Source organism: Vibrio sp. TRT 21S02, from assembly GCF_050113675.1.
Classification (GTDB): Bacteria; Pseudomonadota; Gammaproteobacteria; order Enterobacterales; family Vibrionaceae; genus Vibrio.
The window spans coordinates 31625-54832 of record NZ_JBNJOI010000003.1 but is presented as its reverse complement, the minus strand read 5'-3'; the positions used below and the strand labels follow the sequence as shown (position 1 = coordinate 54832).

Below are 23208 nucleotides of genomic sequence, written 5' to 3'. Positions count from 1 at the left end.
TCAGAAAACAAAAAAAGGGTTGATGATTACATCAACCCTTTTTTATTGCCGACAATATTTATGGTTACGAGCGCAGCCCAATACCACGGGTTACCAAATAGTGTGCAACCGCATACAAGGCCACAATAAATACACTCAAGACAGAAAATGACGTGATGATGCCAACATCAGAAACACCAAGAAACCCATAACGGAACGCATTTACCATATAAACAATCGGATTTATTTTTGATACCCCTTGCCAAAACTCCGGCAATAAACTGATCGAATAGAAGACGCCACCTAGGTATGTCAAAGGCGTTAACACAAAAGTCGGAATGATTGAGATATCATCGAACGTCTTGGCAAAAACCGCGTTAATCAACCCACCAAGCGCAAACACAATGGAAGTCATAAATACCGTTGCAATGATGATCCCCCAGTGATCCACCTGCAAATCAACAAAAAATAGCGATACGCAGGTCACGATAGTGCCAACCAATAAGCCGCGAACGACCCCACCCATGACAAACCCTGCGATGATCACGTAATTTGGCACAGGAGCCACTAACAGCTCTTCAATATTCCGTTGAAACTTAGCGCTAAAGAATGACGATGCCACGTTCGAGTACGAATTGGTGATCACTGACATCATGATCAAACCCGGAACGATATATTCCATATAACTAAAGCCATTCATTTCACCGATTCTGGAGCCAATCAGGCTACCGAAAATGATGAAATACAACGTCATGGTGATCGCTGGCGGAACTAGAGTTTGCACCCAGATCCGCGTAAAACGATTGATCTCTTTAGCCAGCAAGCTGCGAAAAGCCGTCCAATACAACTGATACATGTTATTCGCCCCCTTCTCTCACGATGCTGACAAACAGCTCTTCTAATCGATTGGCTTTATTTCGCATCGACAATACCTTTACTCCTTGCTCGGTTAACTGAGTAAAAATACCGTTCAGCCCTTGAGTCTTCTCTATTTCAATTTCCAAAGAACCGACACTAAACTGCTGTTTAATCACTCCTTCCAGTTTCGGCTCTGGTGCACCTTCCTCAAGATCGAGGATGAAGGTTTCCACCTGCAACTTATTCAGCAAGCTCTTCATGGTGGTGTTCTCTATCAGCTCACCTTTGTTGATGATACCGATATTGCGACACAGCATTTCTGCTTCTTCAAGGTAATGAGTGGTGAGAATGATGGTGATGCCTTGCTCGGAGTTAATTTCCTTGAGGAACTCCCACATAGAGCGGCGCAGTTCAATATCAACCCCAGCGGTTGGTTCATCGAGAATGAGCAGTTGAGGCTCATGCATGAGCGCACGTGCAATCATTAAACGACGCTTCATGCCACCTGACAGATTTCGTGCACGTTCATTGCGTTTTTCCCAAAGATCGAGTTTAGATAGATACTTTTCTGCTCTTTCTTCCGCTAATGATTTAGAGACGCCGTAATAGCCCGCTTGCTGCATGACGATCTGCTTTACTGTCTCAAACTGGTTAAAGTTAAACTCTTGTGGAACGAGCCCTAAATTTTGCTTCGCTAATTCCAAGTCGGTATCGATATCGAAACCAAACACTTTTACCTTGCCAGAGGTCTTATTAACTAAAGAAGAAATCACCCCGATGGTGGTTGATTTACCTGCCCCATTAGGTCCGAGTAAGGCATAAAAATCGCCTTTCTCAACATTCAGGCTAATGCCTTTCAATGCTTCAAATCCACCCGCATACGTTTTGCGAAGCTGTTCTATTTCCAATGCATACATTGCGTCACATTACCATTTTGCTTGTTTTGCTAACTCTATCATCCAAGGGAATTCAATAACTTGGATTGAGGATACTCGTATCGCAATACCCTTTGAACCCACAGAAAAGCCAAGATATATTGTCAATATCAATACGAGAGATGATTTGGATTAGTTTATCGTCGAATAACGATGAACACAATCAAACCTTTCGGCTTTTTTCGAAATATTGATAAAAAAATACGCCGCAGGACTGATTTCCTGCGGCGTACAATAAAGGAAATAATGCTATTTTCTAACTAAACGACGTTCAACTCATGCTCATCATCACCCATATGGCGAACAACGGCCTTCAAAGCTTCATAACGGAATGAGTAAGTATTTTCATCCGGAACCAAATCCAATACATGAAACTTTTCCAGTTGCTGGCGTGTTTGCTCATTTGGACACAACAAATAGACACGACAATTGGCATCCAATGCATCTTTAATTGCGTTTTCAAGTGCTAAACCAACAGTCACATCGATCATTGGTACATCCGTCAAATCAAGAACCATGGCTTCATAGTCCGCGATACTGCTGTGTTGGCGTGAAATGGCTTTCGATACACTGAAAATCATAGGTCCAGACAGGTAGAAAAATAGTACCTTACCATCCGCCCGATCCAACAAAGCACGCTCACTGTCCGTTAAAGGCACATCGTCTTCATCTGCATCACTAATCGCCTTCACTTGTCTTGCTTGCTCTCGACTCAAACGTTCAATGATAATGATATTGGAGATAAATACCCCCAAGCCAACTGCCACAATCAAGTCCACAAATACTGTCAGCAACATAACGCCATACATTACTGCCATACCTGGGAAACTGACTTTGTGCGCGCGTTGGATAAAGCTCCAGTCAAGAATATTGAAACCCACATAAACAGCAATACCAGCTAATACAGCCATAGGGATAGGTTCAGTCAAACCACTTGCAACCAAGACCACCAGCGCAAGAATCAACGCCCGAATCACACCAGACAACGGTGAACGTGCGCCAACTTGGATATTCGTGACTGTGCCCATGGTCGCACCAGCACCCGGTAAAGCACCAAACAGACCGGAAATCATGTTGGCTAAACCTTGGCCGCGCAGCTCTTTGTCGGAATCATGCTCTTTACGGGTGAGCGAGTCACCAATTACCGCAGTTAATAAAGTATCAATACACCCAAGCGTGCCCAATACCAAAGCATCAATCACCATTTCAGTGAACATTGCCGGATCAATATGGGGAATCACAAGTGAAGGTAAGCCAGCTGGAATTTCACCAATACGGCGAATATCTTCAGCATCAAATAGAATAACCGACAGTAATGTCACGGCTACCAGCGCGACTAACTGTGCTGGGACATACTTGCGATATTGTTTAGGGAAAAAGAATAAGATACCTAACGTCAATAGGCCTAAAAACAGTTCACTAAACTTCAGGTTTGATATTGTATCCGGTAGTGCAGACAAAGTGCCTAACACACCACCTGAAGGGGCTGGGTGACCAAGCAAAGGAGATAACTGCAAGATTATGAGGATCACCCCAATTCCCGACATAAAGCCGGAAATCACACTATATGGCATCAAAGTGACGTATTTTCCAAGCTTAAGCGTCCCTAATAAAACCTGAAAAGCCCCCGCCATCATAACCACAGTAAAAGTCATCGCCATACCCGTCTCTGGGTACTTCGCCATCATGCTGGTTAACACCGCTGTCATGATCACCGTCATTGGACCGGTGGGCTCAGAAATTAGGGTATTGGAGCCACCAAATAGTGAAGCAAATAAGCCCACCATAATCGCACCCCAAAGGCCGGCTTCCGCTCCTGCCCCAGATGCCACACCAAACGCTAAGGCTAAAGGCAAAGAGATAATGGCAGTCGTTACACCACCAAATGCATCCCCTTTTAGGTTGATGTCTTCAAAACGACGTCCAAACAACATACTGCTCCCTGCTGTTAAACAATTAAACCGTACAACTTTAACAAATGTTATGCATCATCGATAAGGTTTAATCTTATCGCTTTTTGCTTACTTATAACCATTCGTTAGTATATCGGCTAAGTTTATGATTTTTTGGTGCAAGAACACGTCAGATGAGTGCAACATCGGTCACTTTTTCCGGGATAGAAATTGTAACATTGTGTATAGTGGTGCAAGTTTTCTTTAATCATTGGTCCGTAAGATGCCGGAAATTAAACAGCTTTTTGATAACAATTCGAAGTGGTCTGAATCACTCAAAGCAGAGAGCCCAGAATATTTCAGTAAATTAGAAGAAGGCCAGAGTCCTGGCTTTTTATGGATTGGTTGCTCAGACAGCCGCGTTCCCGCCGAAAGACTAACTGGACTCTATTCTGGAGAGTTATTTGTTCACCGAAATGTAGCCAATCAAGTCATCCATACCGACTTAAATTGCTTATCAGTCGTTCAGTACGCAGTTGATGTCCTCAAAGTGAAGCATGTCATTGTCTGTGGTCATTATGGCTGTGGTGGCGTCAATGCCGCGATTGATAACCCGCAATTAGGTCTTATCAATAATTGGTTGCTTCATATACGCGATCTCTACTTTAAGCATCGTAGTTACTTAGATGAAATGCCAGAAGCCGATCGTGCAGACAAACTCGGAGAAATCAACGTTGCCGAGCAAGTTTATAACTTAGGTAATTCAACCATCATGCAAAACGCATGGGAACGTGGGCAGGAAGTCGAAATCCACGGTGTCGTATATGGAATTGGTGATGGCAAATTACAGTATCTTGGCGTACGGTCCAACTCAAGAGAGACGGTAGAAACCTCTTATCAAAAAGCAATGGATTCCATTTTAAATCCTGAACGCACACTACTCTGTCGCTAGACGCGATATAAACAAAAACGCCCGCTGACACAGCGGGCGTTTTATTAAAGCACTCGGTTTATTCTTGCGGCACAACCTTACCAATGTATGGTAAGTGACGATATTTTTGCGCGTAATCAATACCGACACCAACAACAAACTCATCAGGAATTTCGAAACCGATCCACTTCACATCAACATCAACCTCACGGCGAGATGGCTTATCGAGTAAAGTACAAATTTCAATAGACTTAGGTTCACGAAGGCTCAGGATTTCTTTAACTTTATTCAAAGTATTACCAGTATCGATAATATCTTCGACCAATAGAACGTCTTTTCCTTTAATGTCATCATCCAGATCTTTAAGGATGCGAACATCGCGAGAACTTTCCATTGTGTTGCCATAGCTCGATGCCGTCATGAAATCAACGCAGTGAGTAATATCGATTGCACGTGCCAAATCAGCCATAAATACAAATGATCCGCGTAGTAAGCCAACCATGACCAGATCTTCGCTACCTTTATAGTGCTCAGTAATCTGTTTACCTAGCTCTTGTACTCGTTTGCTGACCTCTTGCTCAGAAATCATTACTTCTACTGTATGTTTCATACCAATCTCGTTTTTACTAGGGACAATAGCTGACTATAGCTCAGCTATGACGTAATCGTTTAGGTCGGCATTCTATCATTCCTGTAGCAATGAAAAAACCACACAGCCGTTCGCATTTTTTTCAACATCGAACAGCAATCAAGCAATTACTTATTAACAAAAGTGATTATAAATTAATCGGAAACCGTTGACCTGACGAATATGCACCATTACACTCATATAGCTTTAAGCACAATAATAAAATACTAAATAGGGCATAAGCCCACTATAACAACTCAATTGGCAAGGATTAATCTATTATGGACACAATAGCTAAAAGACCGCGAACCCGTCTTTCTCCACAAAAACGTAAGCAACAACTGATGGAAATTTCATTAGAAGTGTTTGCTCGTCGAGGAATTGGACGTGGTGGTCACGCCGATATTGCTGAAATCGCTCAGGTTTCAGTTGCAACGGTATTTAACTACTTCCCAACTCGAGAAGACTTAGTTGACGATGTTCTCAATTATGTAGTTCGTCAATTCTCTAACTTCTTATCAGACAACATTGACCTCGACTTACCTGCTCGTGAGAATTTACAAAATCTCACCTCAGCGATGGTTGAGCTTGTCGTCAATGACTGCCACTGGCTAAAAGTATGGTTTGAATGGAGTGCATCAACACGTGATGAAGTTTGGCCGTTATTTGTAACAACTAACCGTACCAACCAACTTCTAGTACAAAATATGTTTGTCAAAGCAATAGAACGTGGTGAAGTGTGTGATGAGCACGATCCTGCAGATCTTGCGACGCTTTTCCACGGTATCTGCTACTCATTGTTTGTTCAATCAAACCGAGTACATAACCAAAAAGCGATTGAGAAACTCACTCAAAGCTACCTAGATATGCTTTGCATTTACAAGCATGAGCAGTAAAAGATCTTGTTGATCTAAAGCCAGCATCTCGCTGGCTTTTTTAATCAGATATAAAAAAACCGCTGCAATGCAGCGGTTTTAATTTATCTATCGATGAAAAATTACTTTTTCTTCTTCGCTTTTGCATTTGGTAGGTCAGTGATTGTACCTTCAAATACTTCTGCCGCTAAGCCCACTGATTCGTGTAACGTTGGGTGAGCGTGGATAGTCAGTGCGATATCTTCTGCATCACAACCCATTTCGATTGCAAGGCCGATTTCACCTAGTAGCTCACCACCGTTCGTACCAACGATAGCACCACCGATTACGCGGTGAGTTTCTTTATCGAAGATAAGCTTCGTCATACCATCCGCGCAGTCAGATGCGATTGCACGACCTGACGCAGCCCATGGGAATGTCGCTACTTCGTAGTTAATGCCTTCCGCTTTTGCTTCTTTCTCAGTCTTACCAACCCATGCCACTTCTGGCTCAGTGTAAGCAATTGAAGGAATTACTTTCGGATCGAAGTAGTGCTTCTTACCCGCAATAACTTCTGCAGCAACGTGACCTTCATGCACACCTTTGTGAGCAAGCATTGGTTGACCAACGATATCCCCGATAGCAAAGATATGAGGTACGTTAGTGCGCATCTGCTTATCAACGTTGATGAAGCCGCGCTCGTCGATTTCTAGACCCGCTTTCTCACCGTCGATAAGCTGACCGTTAGGTACACGACCGATAGCAACAAGAACAGCATCGTAGCGCTCAGCTTCTGCTGGTGCTTTCTTGCCTTCCATTGAAACGTAGATACCATCTTCTTTCGCTTCAACTGCCGTTACTTTGGTTTCTAGCATTAGGTTGAACTTGTTCTTGATACGCTTAGTGTACACTTTCACGATATCTTTATCCGCAGCTGGGATAACTTGGTCGAACATTTCAACAACGTCGATTTGAGAACCTAGCGAGTGATAAACCGTACCCATTTCTAGGCCGATGATACCACCACCCATGATCAGAAGTTTTCCAGGAACTTCTTTCAGCTCTAGCGCGTCTGTTGAGTCCCAGATACGTGGATCTTCATGAGGAATAAATGGCAGCTTGATTGGACGAGAGCCCGCAGCAACGATCGCGTTGTCAAAGTTAACAACAGTTTTGCCTTCTTCGCCTTCCACTTCAATCGTGTTAGGACCAGTGAATTTACCAAAACCATTAACCACGTTTACTTTACGCATCTTCGCCATACCGCCAAGACCGCCAGTCAATTGGTTAATAACTTTCTCTTTCCACTTACGGATTTTATCGATATCAGTTTGAGGTTCGCCGAATACGATGCCGTGTTCTGCTAACGCTTTTGCTTCTTCGATAACTTTAGATACGTGTAGAAGTGCTTTTGATGGGATACAACCCACATTTAGACACACACCACCAAGAGTGCTGTAACGCTCGATAAGAACAGTGTCCAGACCTAAGTCTGCACAACGGAATGCAGCGGAGTAACCAGCAGGACCGGCACCAAGTACTACTACCTGGGCTTTAATTTCTTTGCTCATTTTGACCTCTTGTAGTCATTATCCCTAACAGGCTGAGTAGGTATTGATTCGATTTGTTTTACGTGTGGTTTGTTTTAAACATTATTTTCAGACCGCCAACAGTTTACAGAGATGTTAATGGTGTGAAAAGTAAATCAATTTAGCCTGTGAGCTAGACGACAATTCGCTTGAGAATCCCTCAACTCTTGTAAGGGATAGCTGGCAAATCATCGCTATTTATTAACAGAGGCGGCTCAGTTGCCGCCTCTAAAATCATCTAAATCCGAATTAAAGAACTAGACGACGAATGTCTGATAGCGCACCATTTAGGAAAGTAATGAAGCGCGCCCCTTCAGCACCATCGATCACACGGTGGTCGTATGATAGAGACAGTGGAAGCTGTAAGCGAGGTTCGAATTCTTTACCGTTCCATACAGGTTTCATTTCAGACTTAGACACACCAAGGATACCAACTTCTGGCGCGTTTACGATTGGCGTAAATGCTGTGCCGCCGATACCACCAAGGCTTGAGATTGTGAAACAACCGCCTTGCATGTCAGCCGCAGTTAGCTTACCAGCACGTGCTTTCTTAGAAACAGCCATTAGCTCTTCAGATAGCTCGTAGATGCCTTTCTTGTTCACGTCTTTAAATACAGGAACAACTAGGCCGTTAGGCGTATCTACTGCGATACCGATGTTCACGTATTTCTTCAGAATGATGCTTTCGCCATCTTCAGATAGAGAAGAATTGAACGCAGGGAACGCTTCAAGCGCTTTAGCCGCTGCTTTCATGATGAAGACAAGTGGCGTGATCTTCATACCAGTGTCTTTCTTCGCTTCGATAGCATTCTGCTCTTTACGGAATGCTTCTAGCTCAGTGATATCAGCGTTGTCCCACTGTGTAACGTGAGGGATCATTACCCAGTTACGGTGTAGGTTAGCACCTGAGATCTTCTTGATCTTAGAAAGCTTCTGAACTTCAGTCTCACCGAATTTGCTGAAATCAACTTTTGGCCAAGGTAGTAGACCAAGAGCTGCACCGTCGCCTTTGCCAGATGCTACAGCACCAGACTCAAGACGCTTAAGTGCATCTTTAACGTAAGCTTGAACGTCTTCTTTAAGAATACGGCTCTTACGACCTGTACCTTTAACCTTAGATAGGTTAACGCCGAATTCACGTGCAAGACGACGAACAACTGGAGACGCATGTGCGTAATCGTTGTTTTCTTGGAAATCGCCAGTCGCTGCTGGAGCTGCTGCCGCTGGAGCTTCAGCTTTAGGAGCTGGTGCTGCTATAGGTGCCGCTGCTTGAGCTGGAGCCGCTGCAGGAGCAGGTGCTGCGCCTGCAACTTCGAATACCATGATTAGAGAGCCAGTCGTTACTTTGTCGCCTTCAGCAATCTTGATCTCTTTAACTGTACCTGCGAATGGTGCTGGTACTTCCATAGAAGCTTTGTCGCCTTCAACAGTGATTAGAGATTGCTCTTCTTCTACTGTATCGCCAACTTTAACCATGATCTCAGTAACTTCTACTTCGTCACCGCCGATATCTGGAACGCTAACTTCTTTTTCTGCTGATGCCGCAGGAGCTGCTGCTGGAGCCGCTTCAACTGCAGGAGCAGCTGCTACTGGCGCACCAGAGCCTGCTACTTCGAATACCATCACAAGAGATCCAGTTGTTACTGAATCACCTTCAGCAATCTTGATCTCTTTAACCGTACCTGCAAATGGTGCTGGTACTTCCATAGAAGCTTTGTCGCCTTCTACAGTTAGAAGTGATTGCTCTTCTTCTACTGCATCGCCAACTTTAACCATGATTTCAGTAACTTCTACTTCGTCGCCACCGATATCAGGAACGTGAACTTCTTTAAACTCTGCCGCTGCTGCTGGAGCTGGAGCCGCTGCTGGAGCTGCTTCTGCCGCAGGAGCAGGTGCAGCGTCAGCTGCACCCTCGGCTTCGAAAATCATGATAAGAGAACCAGTCGTAACAGAATCACCTTCTGCAACTTTGATTTCTTTAACAATACCTGCTTGAGACGCTGGAACTTCCATAGAAGCTTTGTCGCCTTCTACAGTGATCAGAGACTGTTCTTCTTCAACCTTGTCGCCAACGCTTACAAGAATCTCAGTAACTTCAACCTCATCCGCACCGATGTCAGGTACATTAATTTCGATTGCCATTGCTTATTTACCTTCTAGTTAAGCGCTGTATTAAGCGTAAAGTGGGTTTGTTTTTTCAGTGTCGATGTTGAACTTAGCAATAGCTTCAGCCACAACAGACTTCTCAACATCACCACGTTTCGCTAGTTCAGTTAGTGCCGCAACGACTACGTAGCCTGCATTAACTTCGAAGTGACGACGTAGGTTTTCACGACTGTCTGAGCGACCGAAGCCGTCAGTACCAAGAACTTTGTAAGATTCAGTAGGCATGAATGCACGTACTTGCTCAGCGTAGTTCTTCATGTAATCCGTCGCAGCGATTGCTGGTTCGTTACCAAGAACAGTAGTGATGTAAGGCACTTTCGCTTCAGCTTCTGGGTGAAGCATGTTGTAGCGCTCTGCATTTTGGCCATCACGAGTTAGCTCGTTGAATGAAGTTACAGAGAATACGTCAGATGCTACGCCGTACTCTTCACTTAGGATAATTGCTGCTTTACGTACTTCGTTCATGATAGTACCAGAGCTCATTAGCTGAACTTTACCCTTAGCACCTTCGTGAGACTCAAGCTTGTAGATACCTTTACGGATGCCTTCTTCAGCGCCTTCTGGCATTGCTGGCATTGCGTAGTTTTCATTCATTACTGTTAGGTAGTAGTAAATGTTTTCTTGCTCAGGACCGTACATACGACGGATACCGTCTTGCATGATTACAGCTAGCTCGTAAGCGAATGTTGGGTCGTAAGAGATACAGTTCGGGATAGTGTTCGCTTGAATGTGCGAGTGACCATCTTCGTGCTGTAGACCTTCACCGTTCAGTGTTGTACGACCAGCTGTAGCACCTAGTAGGAAGCCACGAGCTTGTTGGTCACCTGCTAGCCATGCCATGTCACCAATACGTTGGAAACCGAACATTGAGTAGTAGATGTAGAACGGGATCATTGGCAGATCGTTTGTGCTGTAAGAAGTAGCAGCAGCAACCCAAGATGCCATTGAACCTAGTTCGTTGATACCTTCTTGAAGAACTTGGCCTGATGTTGCTTCTTTGTAGTAAGAAACGATGCCTTTATCTTCAGGTGTGTATTCTTGACCGTCTGGGTTGTAGATACCCACTTGACGGAATAGACCTTCCATACCGAATGTACGCGCTTCATCACAGATGATAGGAACGATGTTCTTACCGATGTTCTTATCTTTAAGCAGGATGTTCAACGTACGTACATAAGCCATAGTCGTTGAGATTTCACGCTTCTGAGCACCAAGTAGAGGAGCGAACTCTTCTAGTTCAGGTACTTTGAACTCTTGCGTAAACTTAGGCAGACGCTGTGGCGTGTAACCTTTCAGAGCTTTACGACGAGCATGCAGGTATTCGTATTCCGCTGAACCTTCTTCCAGTTTTAGGTATGGAAGCTCAGCCACTTTCTCATCAGAAAGAATGTCTTGTAGACCGAGACGATCACGTAGGTATTGTACGTGAGTCATGTCCATCTTCTTAACACCGTGAGCGATGTTCTTACCTTCAGCCGCTTCACCCATGCCGTAACCTTTAACAGTCTTAGCTAGGATTACCGTTGGCTTGCCGTTTGTTTCTTTTGCATTGTTGAATGCAGCGAACAGTTTAGAAGAGTCATGACCGCCACGCTTCAATTCGAAGATTTGGTCGTCAGTCATGTCTGCAACTAGTGCAGCAGTCTCTGGGTACTTACCAAAGAAGTGCTCACGTACGTATGCGCCATCTTTAGATTTGAATGTTTGGTAGTCGCCATCGATCGTTTCGTTCATAAGCTGTAGTAGCTTACCAGTTGTATCTTTAGCTAGTAGTGCATCCCAGTTGTTACCCCAGATCACTTTAACTACGTTCCAACCTGCACCTTTAAATAGACCTTCAAGCTCTTGAATGATCTTACCGTTACCCATTACAGGGCCATCTAGACGCTGAAGGTTACAGTTGATTAGGAAACATAGGTTGTCTAGTTTCTCACGCGCAGCGAAAGAAATAGCACCACGTGATTCTGGCTCATCCATCTCACCGTCGCCTAGGAAAGCGTAGACACGTTGAGCAGAAGTATCTTTAAGGCCACGGCCTTCTAGGTACTTAAGGAAACGCGCTTGGTAAATAGCAGATATTGGACCAAGACCCATAGATACTGTTGGGAATTGCCAGAACTCAGGCATCAGTTTAGGGTGCGGGTATGAAGGAACACCTTTACCGTCTACTTCTTGACGGAAGTTGTCTAGCTGCTCTTCAGTTAGACGACCTTCAACGAATGCACGAGAGTAGATACCCGGTGAAATGTGACCTTGGTAGTAAACTAGATCGCCACCGTCCGTCTCGTTTGGAGCACGGAAGAAGTGGTTGAAACAAACTTCGTAGAACGCTGCAGCTGACTGGTAAGAAGCCATATGACCACCTAGGTCTAGGTCTTTCTTAGAAGCACGCAATACGATCATGATTGCGTTCCAGCGAATAATCGAACGAATACGACGCTCAAGAGTTACATCACCAGGGTAAGCTGGTTCTTGTGCTGCTGGAATAGTGTTGATGTAGTTTGTGTTGATGCCAGTTGGCATATCAACGCCGTCTAGACGTGCTTTTTCTAGAACGGTTTCTAATAGAAACTGAGCACGTTCTACACCTTCTTCACGAACAACGGATTCAAGGGCTTGTAGCCAATCTTGAGTTTCCAGTGCATCTACGTCATGCTTCATGTCAGACATGGCGATCTATCCTTCTGTTGGTTGGATCTAGTTACTTAAGTAACGCTTCTTTATGAATCGTTACCTTGCTGAATTCGACGCAAAGAACGCTCTCGTCGAGACTCTTCACGAGTCAAATCCAACAATGTTTCTTCAATATAAGCCAAATGTGAATGACACATTTCACGCGCCTGTTCAGGCTGACCAGAAACGATCGCTTCAACAATATTGGCTCGGTGTTTACTTACTTTCTCGACCACTTCATCGCGGCGATGTAAGAGCTTTAAATTCTGTAAGATATTTTGCTCTAGCAGTGGCGCCAAGCTTCGAACAATGTGAAGAAGAACGACGTTATGTGCCGCTTCCGTCAAAGCGATTAGAAACTGCATGACTGCAGTAGCTTCACCTTCAATGTTCTTATTTTCTTGAGCGCTACTGATTGTTTTCAAGCACGCTTGAATACGAGCAAAATCTTCGTCGGTACCACGTAAAGCAGCAAAATACGCAGAAATACCTTCCATCGCATGACGCGTTTCCAGTAGATCCAGCTGAGTTTCCGAGTGGCTAGACAATAAATTTAGCAGAGGATCAGAAAAGCTTGTCCAGATGTTCTCACTAACAAACGTCCCACCACCTTGTCGGCGAGTAAGAAGTTTTTTTGCTTCCAAGCGTTGAATAGCTTCACGAATCGAAGGGCGAGAAACATCGAACTGCTTTGCCAGTTCGCGCTCTGGTGGCAACTGCTGCCCCGGAGACAATGTTCCTTCTACAATCAACCGTTCTAATTCTTGCTCGATAACATCTGAGAGCTTTGGCTGACGAATCCTTTGATAAGCCATAATTTATTGTTCTTTTACTCTTTGCTGTTAATTGGTAATACCAATTTTAAGATGGGGATGAAATTAACATAATTAAAACGTCAGTGTCCAGCCAAAAATTGACCCAAATCATAGAACAAGCCACAACCCAACACTTTGATAACAATAGTTGATTAAAACAGCAAAGTAATTGGTATTACCAATTACAAAATATAAACAGACAGGAGATTCTCTGGCCAGATATCACATTAATTAGCATTTTTTAAAGAAAAATGACGAATTACTTATCGATGTGGATAGGAGAAGATGGCAAGGTGAAAATTTTGTGACAGGCAAAAGAAAACCGACTACAAAAGAGTCGGCTTTATTGAACTCATTGATATCTCTCTGTTGAATCTCAGTTTTGTAAGCAACACTGGCTTAAGCAATACGCATCTGTATCCAGCTAGCGAGCTTCTATATGCTCAATCATTAACTGCAATGACTGATTACCACGAAACTCATTAATATCGAGTTTGTAAGCAAGGCGTACAGTTTTGACTGAAGCATCCGGCCAGCGGCGTAAATCAATATTAAAGGCAATACCATCAATCATAATGTTCGTTGGATGACCTTTGAAAAGTGGCTCCAACATCAACTTAAGATGCTTTTCCCCCACCAGTTTCTGATGCAACACTTTGAATTCACCATCAAAAACAGGCTCTGGAAATGCTTGTCCCCATGGGCCACCAGCACGAAGCATTTCTGCAACCGTCATCGAAAATTCTTCTGGTTTTAGCTCACCATCAGAAAGGATGACGCCTTTCAATAGCGCTTCATCAAGATCTTGTTTCACCGCTTGGTTAAATAACTGTGTAAAACGCTCAAAATCTTTCTCTAAGATCGTCAAACCTGCAGCCATCGCATGACCGCCAAACTTAATGATCAAGCCGGGATTTTGCGTATCTATACGATCTAACGTATCGCGCATATGCAAACCAGGGATCGAGCGGCATGACCCTTTGATTGAACCTTCACCGCCATCAGCAAATGCAATCACAGGGCGATGAAATTTATCCTTAATGCGGGAAGCTAAGATACCGATAACGCCTTGATGCCAGTCACGTTGAAACAAAACCAATCCATGCGGCATGTCGTTCTCACCAAACTGCAGACGCTCACAAATCGCCATCGCCTCTTGCTTCATGCCTTCTTCAATCTCTTTACGAGTTTGATTTAAACCGTCCAGTTCACTCGCCATTCTTCGCGCAGCATGAATGTTATTACTCATCAAAAGTTCAACACCAAAGGACATATCATCTAAACGGCCTGCGGCATTGATCCTTGGGCCTAGCGCGAATCCGAAATCAGAAGCAACTAAGCGGCGAGCATCGCGCTTTGCCACTTCAATCAGAGCTTGAATGCCGGGACGAGCCTTACCCGCGCGAATACGCTGCAACCCTTGGTGTACCAAAATGCGATTATTTTCATCCAGAGGCACTACATCAGCAACGGTACCCAAAGCAACTAAGTCAATCAGTTCCATCAACTTAGGCTCCGGCATGCCTTGCTCGGCAAACCAACCTATTTTGCGCATATGAACGCAGAGTGCCATCATCAAGTAAAAAGCAACACCAACACCAGCCAAGGCTTTAGAAGGAAAGTCACAACTGTGCAGATTTGGATTCACCATGGCATCCACTTGTGGCAGTTCATGCCCAGGAAGGTGATGATCCGTCACCAGAACGGTTAGCCCTTGCTCTTTTGCATAACGAACCCCTTCAATTGAAGAGACACCATTATCCACCGTCATGATCACTTCTGCGCCAATCTCAATCGCTTGATCGACCACTTCTGGGCTTAGGCCATATCCATCTTCGAATCGGTTTGGTACCAAATAATCCACATTATTGGAGCCAAGCATACGTAAGGCAAGCACAGACAAGGCAGAGCTGGTTGCGCCATCGGCATCAAAGTCACCCACCACAATAATGCGTTTGTTTTGCTGTAAAGCATCAAACAGCAACGTCACCGCAGCGTCTATGCCACCAAGCTTTTGATAGGAATGCAGCGCCTTAGCAGCCTTTTCGAGCTGCTCGACATTATTGATACCGCGATTGATGTAAATGCGTTTGAGTAACGGAGGAATACTATCTGGAAGCGTAGTTAAATCGGCTTCTGGGCGACGTTGAATTTCAATCATAATCATTAAAAAAGGGCCTTCAATGAGGCCCATGATGAGAATTTATTGGATGGATTGCAAACGTTCTAGCAATTTCTCAGGAGGTAGGTAACCACCGACCATCTCGCCATTAGGAAGGAAAATTGCTGGCGTTCCACTAATACCAAGCTCTTTACCTAGCTGATAGTGCTGCTTAATAGTGCTCTGACACTGAGCAAAGTTCTCACCTTTCTCCGGCATAACACGATTAATTTTCGCATCATGCATCGCAGATTTTGGCTCCGATGAACACCAAATTGCAGCCATTTGATCCGCGACAGGACTTACGCCACCTTGGCGTGGAAATGCAAGGTAACGAATTGTGATACCTAGGTCATTGTATTCTTTCATTTCGCTATGCAAGCGCACACAATAGCCACATGTAATGTCAGTAAATACCGTGACCACGTATTTCTCATTCTCTGCTTTGAACTCAATCATACTGTCTTGCAGTTTGGCAAGCTTCTCGACATTAAGTGGCGCCTGACGTTTAGCCACTACATCAACATACTGACCATCATCAGCCAAGCTAAAGAGTGTCCCTGCAATAAAGAACTTACCATCAGGTGACGCATATAATGGGCCGCCGGAAGTTTGCACTTCAACCAATCCTTCAATCTCTGAAAGAATCACATCATCGACGTTTAAACGTAATTTGCTAAAACGCTCAATCAGTTCTTCTTTGTTAAATTCGTTTGCCTGCGTTGCGACTGGCGCTGCTGTTGCTTTAACTTGTTCTTGGTTCGTATCGTCAGCATTACAAGCGGCGACAAAAAGTGGTAATGCCAATATGGGTAGTCGGCGTAGTACGCTCATTAATTTCTTCCTTATCAAGCCCTTGGATGGTGCTCACTATGAATTTGTTTAAGCCTTTCGGTGGCTACATGAGTATAAATTTGTGTTGTCGATAAGTCACTATGCCCCAATAGCATCTGCACCACACGTAAGTCCGCCCCATAATTTAATAAATGGGTGGCAAAAGCATGCCTCAATACGTGAGGAGAAAGCTGTTCACTATCGATCCCCGCCAAAACGGCATAATGCTTAATACGATGCCAAAAAGTCTGCCGCGTCATTTGACGAGCCCGCTTACTCGGAAACACCACATCAGATGTTTGCTCACCAAGCAATATTGACCGCCCTTCATGCAGAAAAGTTTCAATCCATTCAATGGCATTTTCTCCCATTGGGACCAAACGCTCTTTTCCGCCTTTACCCATAACGCGAACAACGCCTTGGCGTAAACTCATGTTTTCCATGGTTAAGCTAACAAGTTCAGTAACACGAAGACCCGTAGCATAAAGTAATTCCAGCATGGCTTTATCACGTAGCTCCATCGGATCATTAGGGTCCGGCGCATCCAGCAGCGCTTCAACCTGCGCTTCCGTCAAATCCTTAGGCAGTCGTTTAGGTAGCTTCGGACTAACTAACAGCGCACTAGGATCATCCGCGCGCAATTTTTCCCGATGCAAATATTGAAATAAACGACGGATCGCAGACAACATTCTAGCTCTGGATGTTTGTTTGTATCCTGCATCCACCAACCAAGTTTGATACTCCTGCAACCCAGACAAGCTAATGAAGTCCAGACGATAATTATGCTCCGTCATCCACTGCAGTAGCTTCACTAGATCATTACGATAAGATGCTAACGTGTTTTCAGATAAACCACGTTCCATCCACATAGTATCGAGAAATTGTTCAATCAGCCCATGATCGGGCGAATTCATTTCAGACACGACAAACCTCTGATATTTAATTCTTCGCCAATGTAAGGGAGGCATAAAAACAAAGCCATAAAAAAATCGTTTTATACAGATAATCGCTGCATTCTTGTGTCATTTGTGGTTAGAATTCCCAACCCTGATTCCAATAATAGTGATGTAACAGAGATGAAAATCGGTTTATTTTACGGTTCAACCACCTGCTATACCGAAATGGCAGCAGAAAAAATACGTGCCATCATCGGTGAAGAGCTGCTCGATATTCATAATGTCAAAACGTCAGATCTGAGCTTAATGAATGACTACGATTTGTTGATCCTCGGAATTTCCACGTGGGACTTTGGCGAAATACAAGAAGACTGGAACGAGCTATGGGATCAGGTCAGTGAGTTATCACTTAAAGGCAAAACTGTTGCTCTTTTTGGCCTAGGCGATCAAGAAGGTTACGGAGAGTGGTATCTTGATGCCATGGGTATGCTTCATGATGAAGTCATCAAAGCGGGCGCAAAGGTCATTGGTTATTGGCCAAATGACGAACACTATGAGTTTGAAGCTTCCAAAGCCCTCACGGCAGATGGCAGCCTTTTTGTTGGGTTAGCACTGGATGAAGACTCCCAATACGAACTTAGTGATGAACGCATCGCTACTTGGGTTGAGCAGGTGCTCATCGAGTATCAAGAAACACTCTGAGCTCAATCCCCGAGCGCTTTTCTCTAGGAACACAACCCTTTTTTAAAGCGAACCCAATCAAAGACGAGCCCCGGATCAGTTTTACGTAGCGGGGCTATATACTGATGTCCAGTAATTCGAGCGGGAGTGATCATCGGGTAACGGTGCTGAATTGCTCGTGTTAACTCGATTAACGCATCATATTGAGCCGCGGTGTAGGCAGTAAAATCATCCCCTTCCAACTCAATTCCTATCGAATAATCATTGCACTTTTCCCGCCCGGTAAAACTAGAAACGCCTGCATGCCATGCTCTCGCTTGAAAAGGCACAAACTGCACCACTTCCCCATCTCGGCGAATAAGGCAATGAGCCGATACCCCCATTTTATGAATCACTTTAAAAAAAGGATGCGCATCCGGATTCAATTTGCCTGTAAAAAACTGCTCAATATAAGGCCCACCAAATTGGCCGGGCGGTAAACTGATGTTGTGAACCACCAGCAAAGAGATATCTTCATTATCACTTCTTTGGTCATAAAATGGAGATGGCACATGTCGTGCGAGGCGATACCAACCTTGGTCATCAATCATATTGCTGCTCATTAACTTAACTAACTCTCTGATTTTATCCCTTTGGCAATGAAATGCGAGATTAATGGCTGAATTTCATCCGCAGTCAGCGTATCATGCCCACCTCTGTTCAACTGCGTATTAGATTTGCGATGAAAAACACACATAACAGCCAAGAACGTCTCGATTATTTGAAGCAGCAACTCCCACTTGAAATTACTCGTGCGGTTGCTGACACGCTTAAAGAAGATCTGGGTGGAACGCTTAACCCTGCCGCTGATATCACAGCAAGTCTGATCCCAGCTGATGCCCATAACATCGCCACCATTATTACTCGCGAACACGGTGTTTTTTGTGGTCAAGCATGGGCAGATGAAGTGTTTAAGCAATTGTCAGCACAAGAAAATGGCAGCCAAGTGAAAATTGAATGGCATGTTCAAGATGGTGATGTGGTTGAACCCAACCAAGTCCTTTGCACGCTCTCAGGCTCAGCACGTATGCTGTTAACGGGTGAGCGCAATGCCATGAACTTCATTCAAACCCTATCGGGCTGCGCAACCACGACCGCAGAATACGCCAAACAGCTAGAGGGGACAAAGTGTCGCCTATTAGACACGCGTAAAACCATTCCAGGCCTGCGCAGCGCACTCAAATATGCCGTAGCATGCGGCGGTGGCTATAACCATCGCATTGGCGTTTTCGATGCATACTTAATTAAAGAGAACCACATCATTGCTTGCGGTGGTATAGCACAAGCCATCAGTACGGCTAAATCATTGAACCCAGGTAAACCCGTTGAAGTTGAGACAGAGAGCCTTGATGAGCTTCAACAAGCCATCGATGCCGGTGCTGATATCATCATGTTGGATAACTTCACTACCGATATGATGCGTGAAGCGGTGAAAATTAATGCTGGTCGAGCAGCATTAGAAAATTCTGGCAATGTCACTTTAGCAGCTATTCGTGAATTTGCAGAAACAGGCGTGGATTACATTTCTGTTGGCGCCCTAACCAAACATCTAAAAGCCATGGATCTCTCCATGCGTTTTAAATAGTAAATAAAAGAACGAAGCCATAACGAATTTTCTCGTTTTAATCTGGAACTAAGTTCTTATTTTTTCAACAATTAAAGGGAGACATAGTCTCCTTTTTTTTGTCTCTTTTTCCTTACAATCGTGTCAGATTTTTGTTGAGGCTCGAAATAATTTGTCTGTTGAATGAAAACTCCACATTGATTTTCATAACTGACTCGCGGAGTATTTCCGAGTGAATTCATCTGCATATCAGCAACTTATATTCTCTCGCTACTGTTGAGTTGCAATGAATGGAGAGTCAGAGATGCAAACAAAACAAACTCGTAAACAAAAAGGTTTTACGTTAATTGAATTGATGATTGTGGTGGCGATTATCGGTGTACTGTCAGCAATTGCTGTTCCAGCCTATCAAAACTATGTTGCCAAAAGCGAAGCTGCGTCTGGCTTAGCTACTTTAAAGTCGATGATGACACCAGCTGAACTTTACATTCAAGAGAACGGAGATTTTGCTGCGACAGATCAAGCAGCAGTCTTTAGTGCTGTTGGTATTTCAGCTGGTTCAAATACGCTTGGAGAGATAAGTGTAACGGGTACAAACGCGATCCAATTTAAATTTACTAGTGGTTCAATGGGCACTAGTGGTGCTGAAGGAACGATTACGTACCAGAAAAGCACTACTGGCTGGGGTTGTTCTACAAATACACATGTCCCAGCATCAGCTAAACCATCTAGCTGCTCATAAATGCTCACCAACCTTCCTTCAATCTTGCGCCAAGCGAATATTCTTAGCGCGGAGCAAGAACCACAAGTGGAAGAACATATCAATGCTTCAGGGATGTCCGTCCCTGAAGCATTAGTCGATCTTGGCATCATCGACAGTCAGGCATTAACCATTGAACTGTGCCGAATTTTCGGTTTCCCAGAGAAAAAAATCACCCAATACGACTATACGCCACTGTGCCAGCAGTTGTCATTGCGTGAGCTCATTACTCGTCACCTCGCCCTTCCGATAGAACAACAAGGGCAAACACTCACACTGGCTATTTCTGACCCCACGAATTTAGAAGTGGAAGACGAATTTCGCTTTGCAACAGGGTTACAAATTGAGCTAGTGCTGGCAAACTGCAAAGACCTTCAAGGGGCGGTACGTAAACTGTATGGCCGTACCATTAGCGGAGGCTCATCAAATGTCAAAGACATCAATGAAAACGAACTGGCAGAGTTAGTTGATGTCAGTGACGATGAAATTGGCGGGTTAGAAGATCTCAGTAAAGATGAAGCGCCAGTCAGTCGGTATATTAATCAAATTCTTCTTGATGCTGTACGTAAAGGCGCATCAGATATCCATTTTGAACCATATGAAGACAGCTACCGAGTACGACTACGCTGTGATGGGATTTTGATTGAAACTCAGCAACCTTCACACCATTTAAGCCGCCGCCTTTCAGCTCGGATTAAAATTCTGTCAAAACTCGATATTTCTGAGCGTCGATTGCCTCAAGATGGACGGATCAAACTTCGCCTCAATGCAGAAACCGCAATTGATATGCGTGTTTCTACGCTCCCCACATTATGGGGCGAAAAAATCGTTCTGCGACTACTCGACAGCAGCGCTGCCAATCTTGATATCAACAAGCTTGGCTACAACGACACGCAAAAACAGCTTTATCTCAACGCCCTGAAAAAGCCGCAGGGAATGATCTTAATGACAGGCCCTACAGGAAGCGGAAAAACGGTTTCACTCTATACAGGCTTGCGCATACTCAATACCGATGAAATCAACATTTCGACTGCAGAAGATCCGGTAGAGATCAACATTCGTGGCATCAACCAAGTTCAAGTTCAACCGCAAATTGGTTTTGGCTTTGCCGAAGCTTTGCGTGCCTTCTTACGTCAAGATCCTGACATCGTGATGGTGGGTGAAATCCGCGATCTCGAAACCGCAGAAATTGCAGTCAAAGCGGCCCAAACAGGTCACTTAGTTCTGTCAACACTCCATACAAACTCAGCGGCTGAAACCGTGATTCGATTAGGTAACATGGGGATTGCTCCGTTCAACATCGCTTCATCACTGAGTTTGATCATTGCTCAGCGTCTTGCGCGAAAACTTTGTCCTCAATGCAAGTTGCCGTATCACGCCCCCGACGTGGTGCTAAAACAATTAAACCTCACACCAGATACTCCAATTTACCAAGCAAATAATGAGGGCTGTAGCGATTGTAATAGCGGTTACTCTGGCCGAGTCGGTATCTACGAAGTGATGGCATTTAATAACAAGCTCGCCCAAGCCATCATTCAAGGGGCTGATATCCAACAAATTGAAGGCCTTGCTCAATCACAAGGGATGCAGACACTCAAAGAGTCTGGCATTGAAAAATTAAAGCAAGGCATCACCAGTTACGCTGAATTGCAGCGTGTACTCTACTTATAACCATCCTCTCACCGTTGGGAACAACTTATGAGAAGCAGACCTCAAGTACAACTGAAAAGCTATCGCTGGAAAGGCATAAACAGTACCGGCAAACTTGCCTCCGGTAATATGTTGGCCTTTAGTGAAATTGAAGTAAGAGACAAACTCAAAGAGCAACACATTCAAGTGAAAAAGCTCAAAAAAACCGGGGTGTCTTTTATCACTAAGGCGACACAGCGCGTCAAAGGCAAAGACATCACAATTTTGACCCGACAACTCGCCACAATGCTGGTCACAGGCGTTCCTCTGGTACAGGCTTTAAAACTGGTCGGAGATAACCATAAAAAAGCCGAAATGAAGTCAATTTTGTCTCAGATCACCAAAGGGGTTGAAGCCGGAACGCCACTGTCTAAAGCCATGCGCACCGCCAGCTCACATTTCGATACACTGTATATTGATTTAGTCGCTACCGGCGAACAATCCGGTAACCTACCCGAAGTTTTTGAGCGTATTGCAACTTATCGCGAAAAATCGGAGCAACTCAGAGCCAAAGTAATTAAGGCATTAATTTATCCCAGCATGGTTGTTCTTGTTGCATTAGGAGTGTCTTACTTGATGCTGACCATGGTCATTCCCGAATTCGAGGCGATGTTTAAAGGATTTGGTGCGGAGCTTCCTTGGTTTACTCAGCAAGTGCTCAAACTTTCTCATTGGGTTCAAGCCTATAGTTGGATGGTTGTAGTGGCCATATTCCTGATTGTTTTGGTTGTCAAAACGATGCGCAAAAAGTCGTTTCGAGCCAAGCTTCACAGTAGTCGACTTAGCCTTCGTATCCCGATCATTGGTGCCGTCATGTCTAAAGCCTCAATCGCAAAATTCAGCCGAACGCTTGCAACTAGCTTTAGTGCTGGTATTCCAATCTTAACCAGCTTAAAAACCTCGGCTAAAACCGCCAACAACACGCACTATCAACATGCCATCGATGAAGTCTATCGCGATACCGCCGCCGGCATGCCAATGTATATCGCTATGCGTAATACAGAAACATTCCCCGAGATGGTGCTGCAAATGATCATGATAGGCGAAGAGTCTGGCCGTTTAGATGATATGTTAAATAAGGTCGCCACCATCTACGAGTTTGAAATAGACAACACCGTCGATAACCTCGGAAAAATACTAGAACCCTTAATTATCGTGTTTTTGGGCATTGTTGTCGGCGGGCTGGTTGTCGCAATGTACTTACCAATCTTTAACTTAATGAGTGTATTGGGATAAAATCATCACTAACGTCTTTGAGCAAGCC

19 protein-coding genes are annotated in these 23208 nt (G+C 44.4%); 7 read left to right on the top strand and 12 right to left on the bottom strand.

Going from position 1 to position 23208, the window contains the following annotated elements:
* Positions 1-64: 64 nt before the first annotated feature.
* The 3 genes from ACQEXU_RS04415 to ACQEXU_RS04405 all read right to left on the bottom strand — a co-directional run bounded on the left by ACQEXU_RS04415 (position 65) and on the right by ACQEXU_RS04405 (position 3703).
* Positions 65-835, bottom strand: coding sequence for an ABC transporter permease (locus ACQEXU_RS04415; RefSeq protein ID WP_367987309.1), 771 nt, complete (start codon positions 833-835; stop codon positions 65-67).
* 1 nt (position 836) lies between these two features.
* Complete coding sequence (locus ACQEXU_RS04410; RefSeq protein WP_427009842.1) at positions 837-1754, bottom strand: ABC transporter ATP-binding protein; 918 nt, start codon at positions 1752-1754, stop codon at positions 837-839.
* Between the two features lie 278 nt (positions 1755-2032).
* Entirely contained in the window at positions 2033-3703 is a 1671-nt protein-coding gene (locus tag ACQEXU_RS04405; RefSeq protein WP_367989206.1) for a SulP family inorganic anion transporter, read from the bottom strand.
* 244 nt (positions 3704-3947) lie between these two features.
* Between ACQEXU_RS04405 and can the strand changes: the two genes are divergently transcribed.
* On the top strand, positions 3948-4616 hold the full coding sequence (gene can, locus ACQEXU_RS04400) for a carbonate dehydratase (protein WP_367987311.1): 669 nt from the start codon (positions 3948-3950) through the stop codon (positions 4614-4616).
* 58 nt (positions 4617-4674) lie between these two features.
* On the opposite strand, the gene hpt is transcribed toward can, so the two are convergent.
* Complete coding sequence (gene hpt, locus ACQEXU_RS04395) at positions 4675-5205, bottom strand: hypoxanthine phosphoribosyltransferase (protein WP_427009841.1); 531 nt, start codon at positions 5203-5205, stop codon at positions 4675-4677.
* 299 nt (positions 5206-5504) lie between these two features.
* Here hpt and ACQEXU_RS04390 point away from each other — a divergent pair, with 299 nt between their 5' ends.
* Positions 5505-6119, top strand: coding sequence for a LuxR/HapR/OpaR family quorum-sensing transcriptional regulator (locus ACQEXU_RS04390; protein WP_427009840.1), 615 nt, complete (start codon positions 5505-5507; stop codon positions 6117-6119).
* Positions 6120-6220: 101 nt separating this feature from the next.
* On the opposite strand, the gene lpdA is transcribed toward ACQEXU_RS04390, so the two are convergent.
* The 7 genes from lpdA to xerD form a co-directional block, all read right to left on the bottom strand.
* The gene (gene lpdA, locus ACQEXU_RS04385) at positions 6221-7648 is read right to left on the bottom strand and encodes a dihydrolipoyl dehydrogenase (RefSeq protein ID WP_367987314.1); all 1428 of its coding nucleotides are present in this window, start codon (positions 7646-7648) and stop codon (positions 6221-6223) included.
* 267 nt (positions 7649-7915) lie between these two features.
* Positions 7916-9808 (bottom strand): pyruvate dehydrogenase complex dihydrolipoyllysine-residue acetyltransferase, encoded by a 1893-nt coding sequence (gene aceF, locus ACQEXU_RS04380; protein WP_427009839.1) that lies wholly within the window; start codon positions 9806-9808, stop codon positions 7916-7918.
* A gap of 30 nt (positions 9809-9838) precedes the next feature.
* Positions 9839-12502 (bottom strand): pyruvate dehydrogenase (acetyl-transferring), homodimeric type, encoded by a 2664-nt coding sequence (gene aceE / locus ACQEXU_RS04375; protein WP_427009838.1) that lies wholly within the window; start codon positions 12500-12502, stop codon positions 9839-9841.
* Positions 12503-12552: 50 nt separating this feature from the next.
* Positions 12553-13320 carry a pyruvate dehydrogenase complex transcriptional repressor PdhR gene (gene pdhR, locus ACQEXU_RS04370; protein WP_367987316.1) on the bottom strand — a complete coding sequence of 256 codons (768 nt, stop codon included), beginning with the start codon at positions 13318-13320 and terminating at the stop codon, positions 12553-12555.
* Positions 13321-13744: 424 nt separating this feature from the next.
* Positions 13745-15481, bottom strand: coding sequence for a single-stranded-DNA-specific exonuclease RecJ (gene recJ / locus ACQEXU_RS04365; protein WP_367989207.1), 1737 nt, complete (start codon positions 15479-15481; stop codon positions 13745-13747).
* Between the two features lie 42 nt (positions 15482-15523).
* A complete protein-coding gene (locus ACQEXU_RS04360) occupies positions 15524-16315 on the bottom strand; it encodes a thioredoxin fold domain-containing protein (RefSeq protein WP_427009837.1) in 792 nt (263 codons plus the stop codon).
* A gap of 14 nt (positions 16316-16329) precedes the next feature.
* Positions 16330-17229 carry a site-specific tyrosine recombinase XerD gene (gene xerD / locus ACQEXU_RS04355; protein WP_367989208.1) on the bottom strand — a complete coding sequence of 300 codons (900 nt, stop codon included), beginning with the start codon at positions 17227-17229 and terminating at the stop codon, positions 16330-16332.
* 162 nt (positions 17230-17391) lie between these two features.
* Between xerD and fldB the strand changes: the two genes are divergently transcribed.
* A complete protein-coding gene (fldB, locus tag ACQEXU_RS04350) occupies positions 17392-17913 on the top strand; it encodes a flavodoxin FldB (protein ID WP_367987318.1) in 522 nt (173 codons plus the stop codon).
* A gap of 23 nt (positions 17914-17936) precedes the next feature.
* Here fldB and ampD read toward each other — a convergent pair whose 3' ends face one another.
* On the bottom strand, positions 17937-18482 hold the full coding sequence (gene ampD, locus ACQEXU_RS04345; protein WP_427010075.1) for a 1,6-anhydro-N-acetylmuramyl-L-alanine amidase AmpD: 546 nt from the start codon (positions 18480-18482) through the stop codon (positions 17937-17939).
* A 131-nt stretch (positions 18483-18613) separates the two neighbouring features.
* Between ampD and nadC the strand changes: the two genes are divergently transcribed.
* The 4 genes from nadC (at position 18614) to ACQEXU_RS04325 (ending at position 23180) form a co-directional block, all read left to right on the top strand.
* Positions 18614-19516 carry a carboxylating nicotinate-nucleotide diphosphorylase gene (gene nadC, locus ACQEXU_RS04340; RefSeq protein WP_427009836.1) on the top strand — a complete coding sequence of 301 codons (903 nt, stop codon included), beginning with the start codon at positions 18614-18616 and terminating at the stop codon, positions 19514-19516.
* 283 nt (positions 19517-19799) lie between these two features.
* Positions 19800-20237: a pilin gene (locus ACQEXU_RS04335; RefSeq protein ID WP_427009835.1), complete on the top strand. Its 438-nt coding sequence runs from the start codon at positions 19800-19802 to the stop codon at positions 20235-20237.
* Complete coding sequence (gene pilB, locus ACQEXU_RS04330; protein ID WP_427009834.1) at positions 20238-21926, top strand: type IV-A pilus assembly ATPase PilB; 1689 nt, start codon at positions 20238-20240, stop codon at positions 21924-21926. It begins immediately after the preceding gene.
* Positions 21927-21953: 27 nt separating this feature from the next.
* Positions 21954-23180, top strand: coding sequence for a type II secretion system F family protein (locus tag ACQEXU_RS04325; protein ID WP_427009833.1), 1227 nt, complete (start codon positions 21954-21956; stop codon positions 23178-23180).
* Positions 23181-23208: the final 28 nt, after the last annotated feature.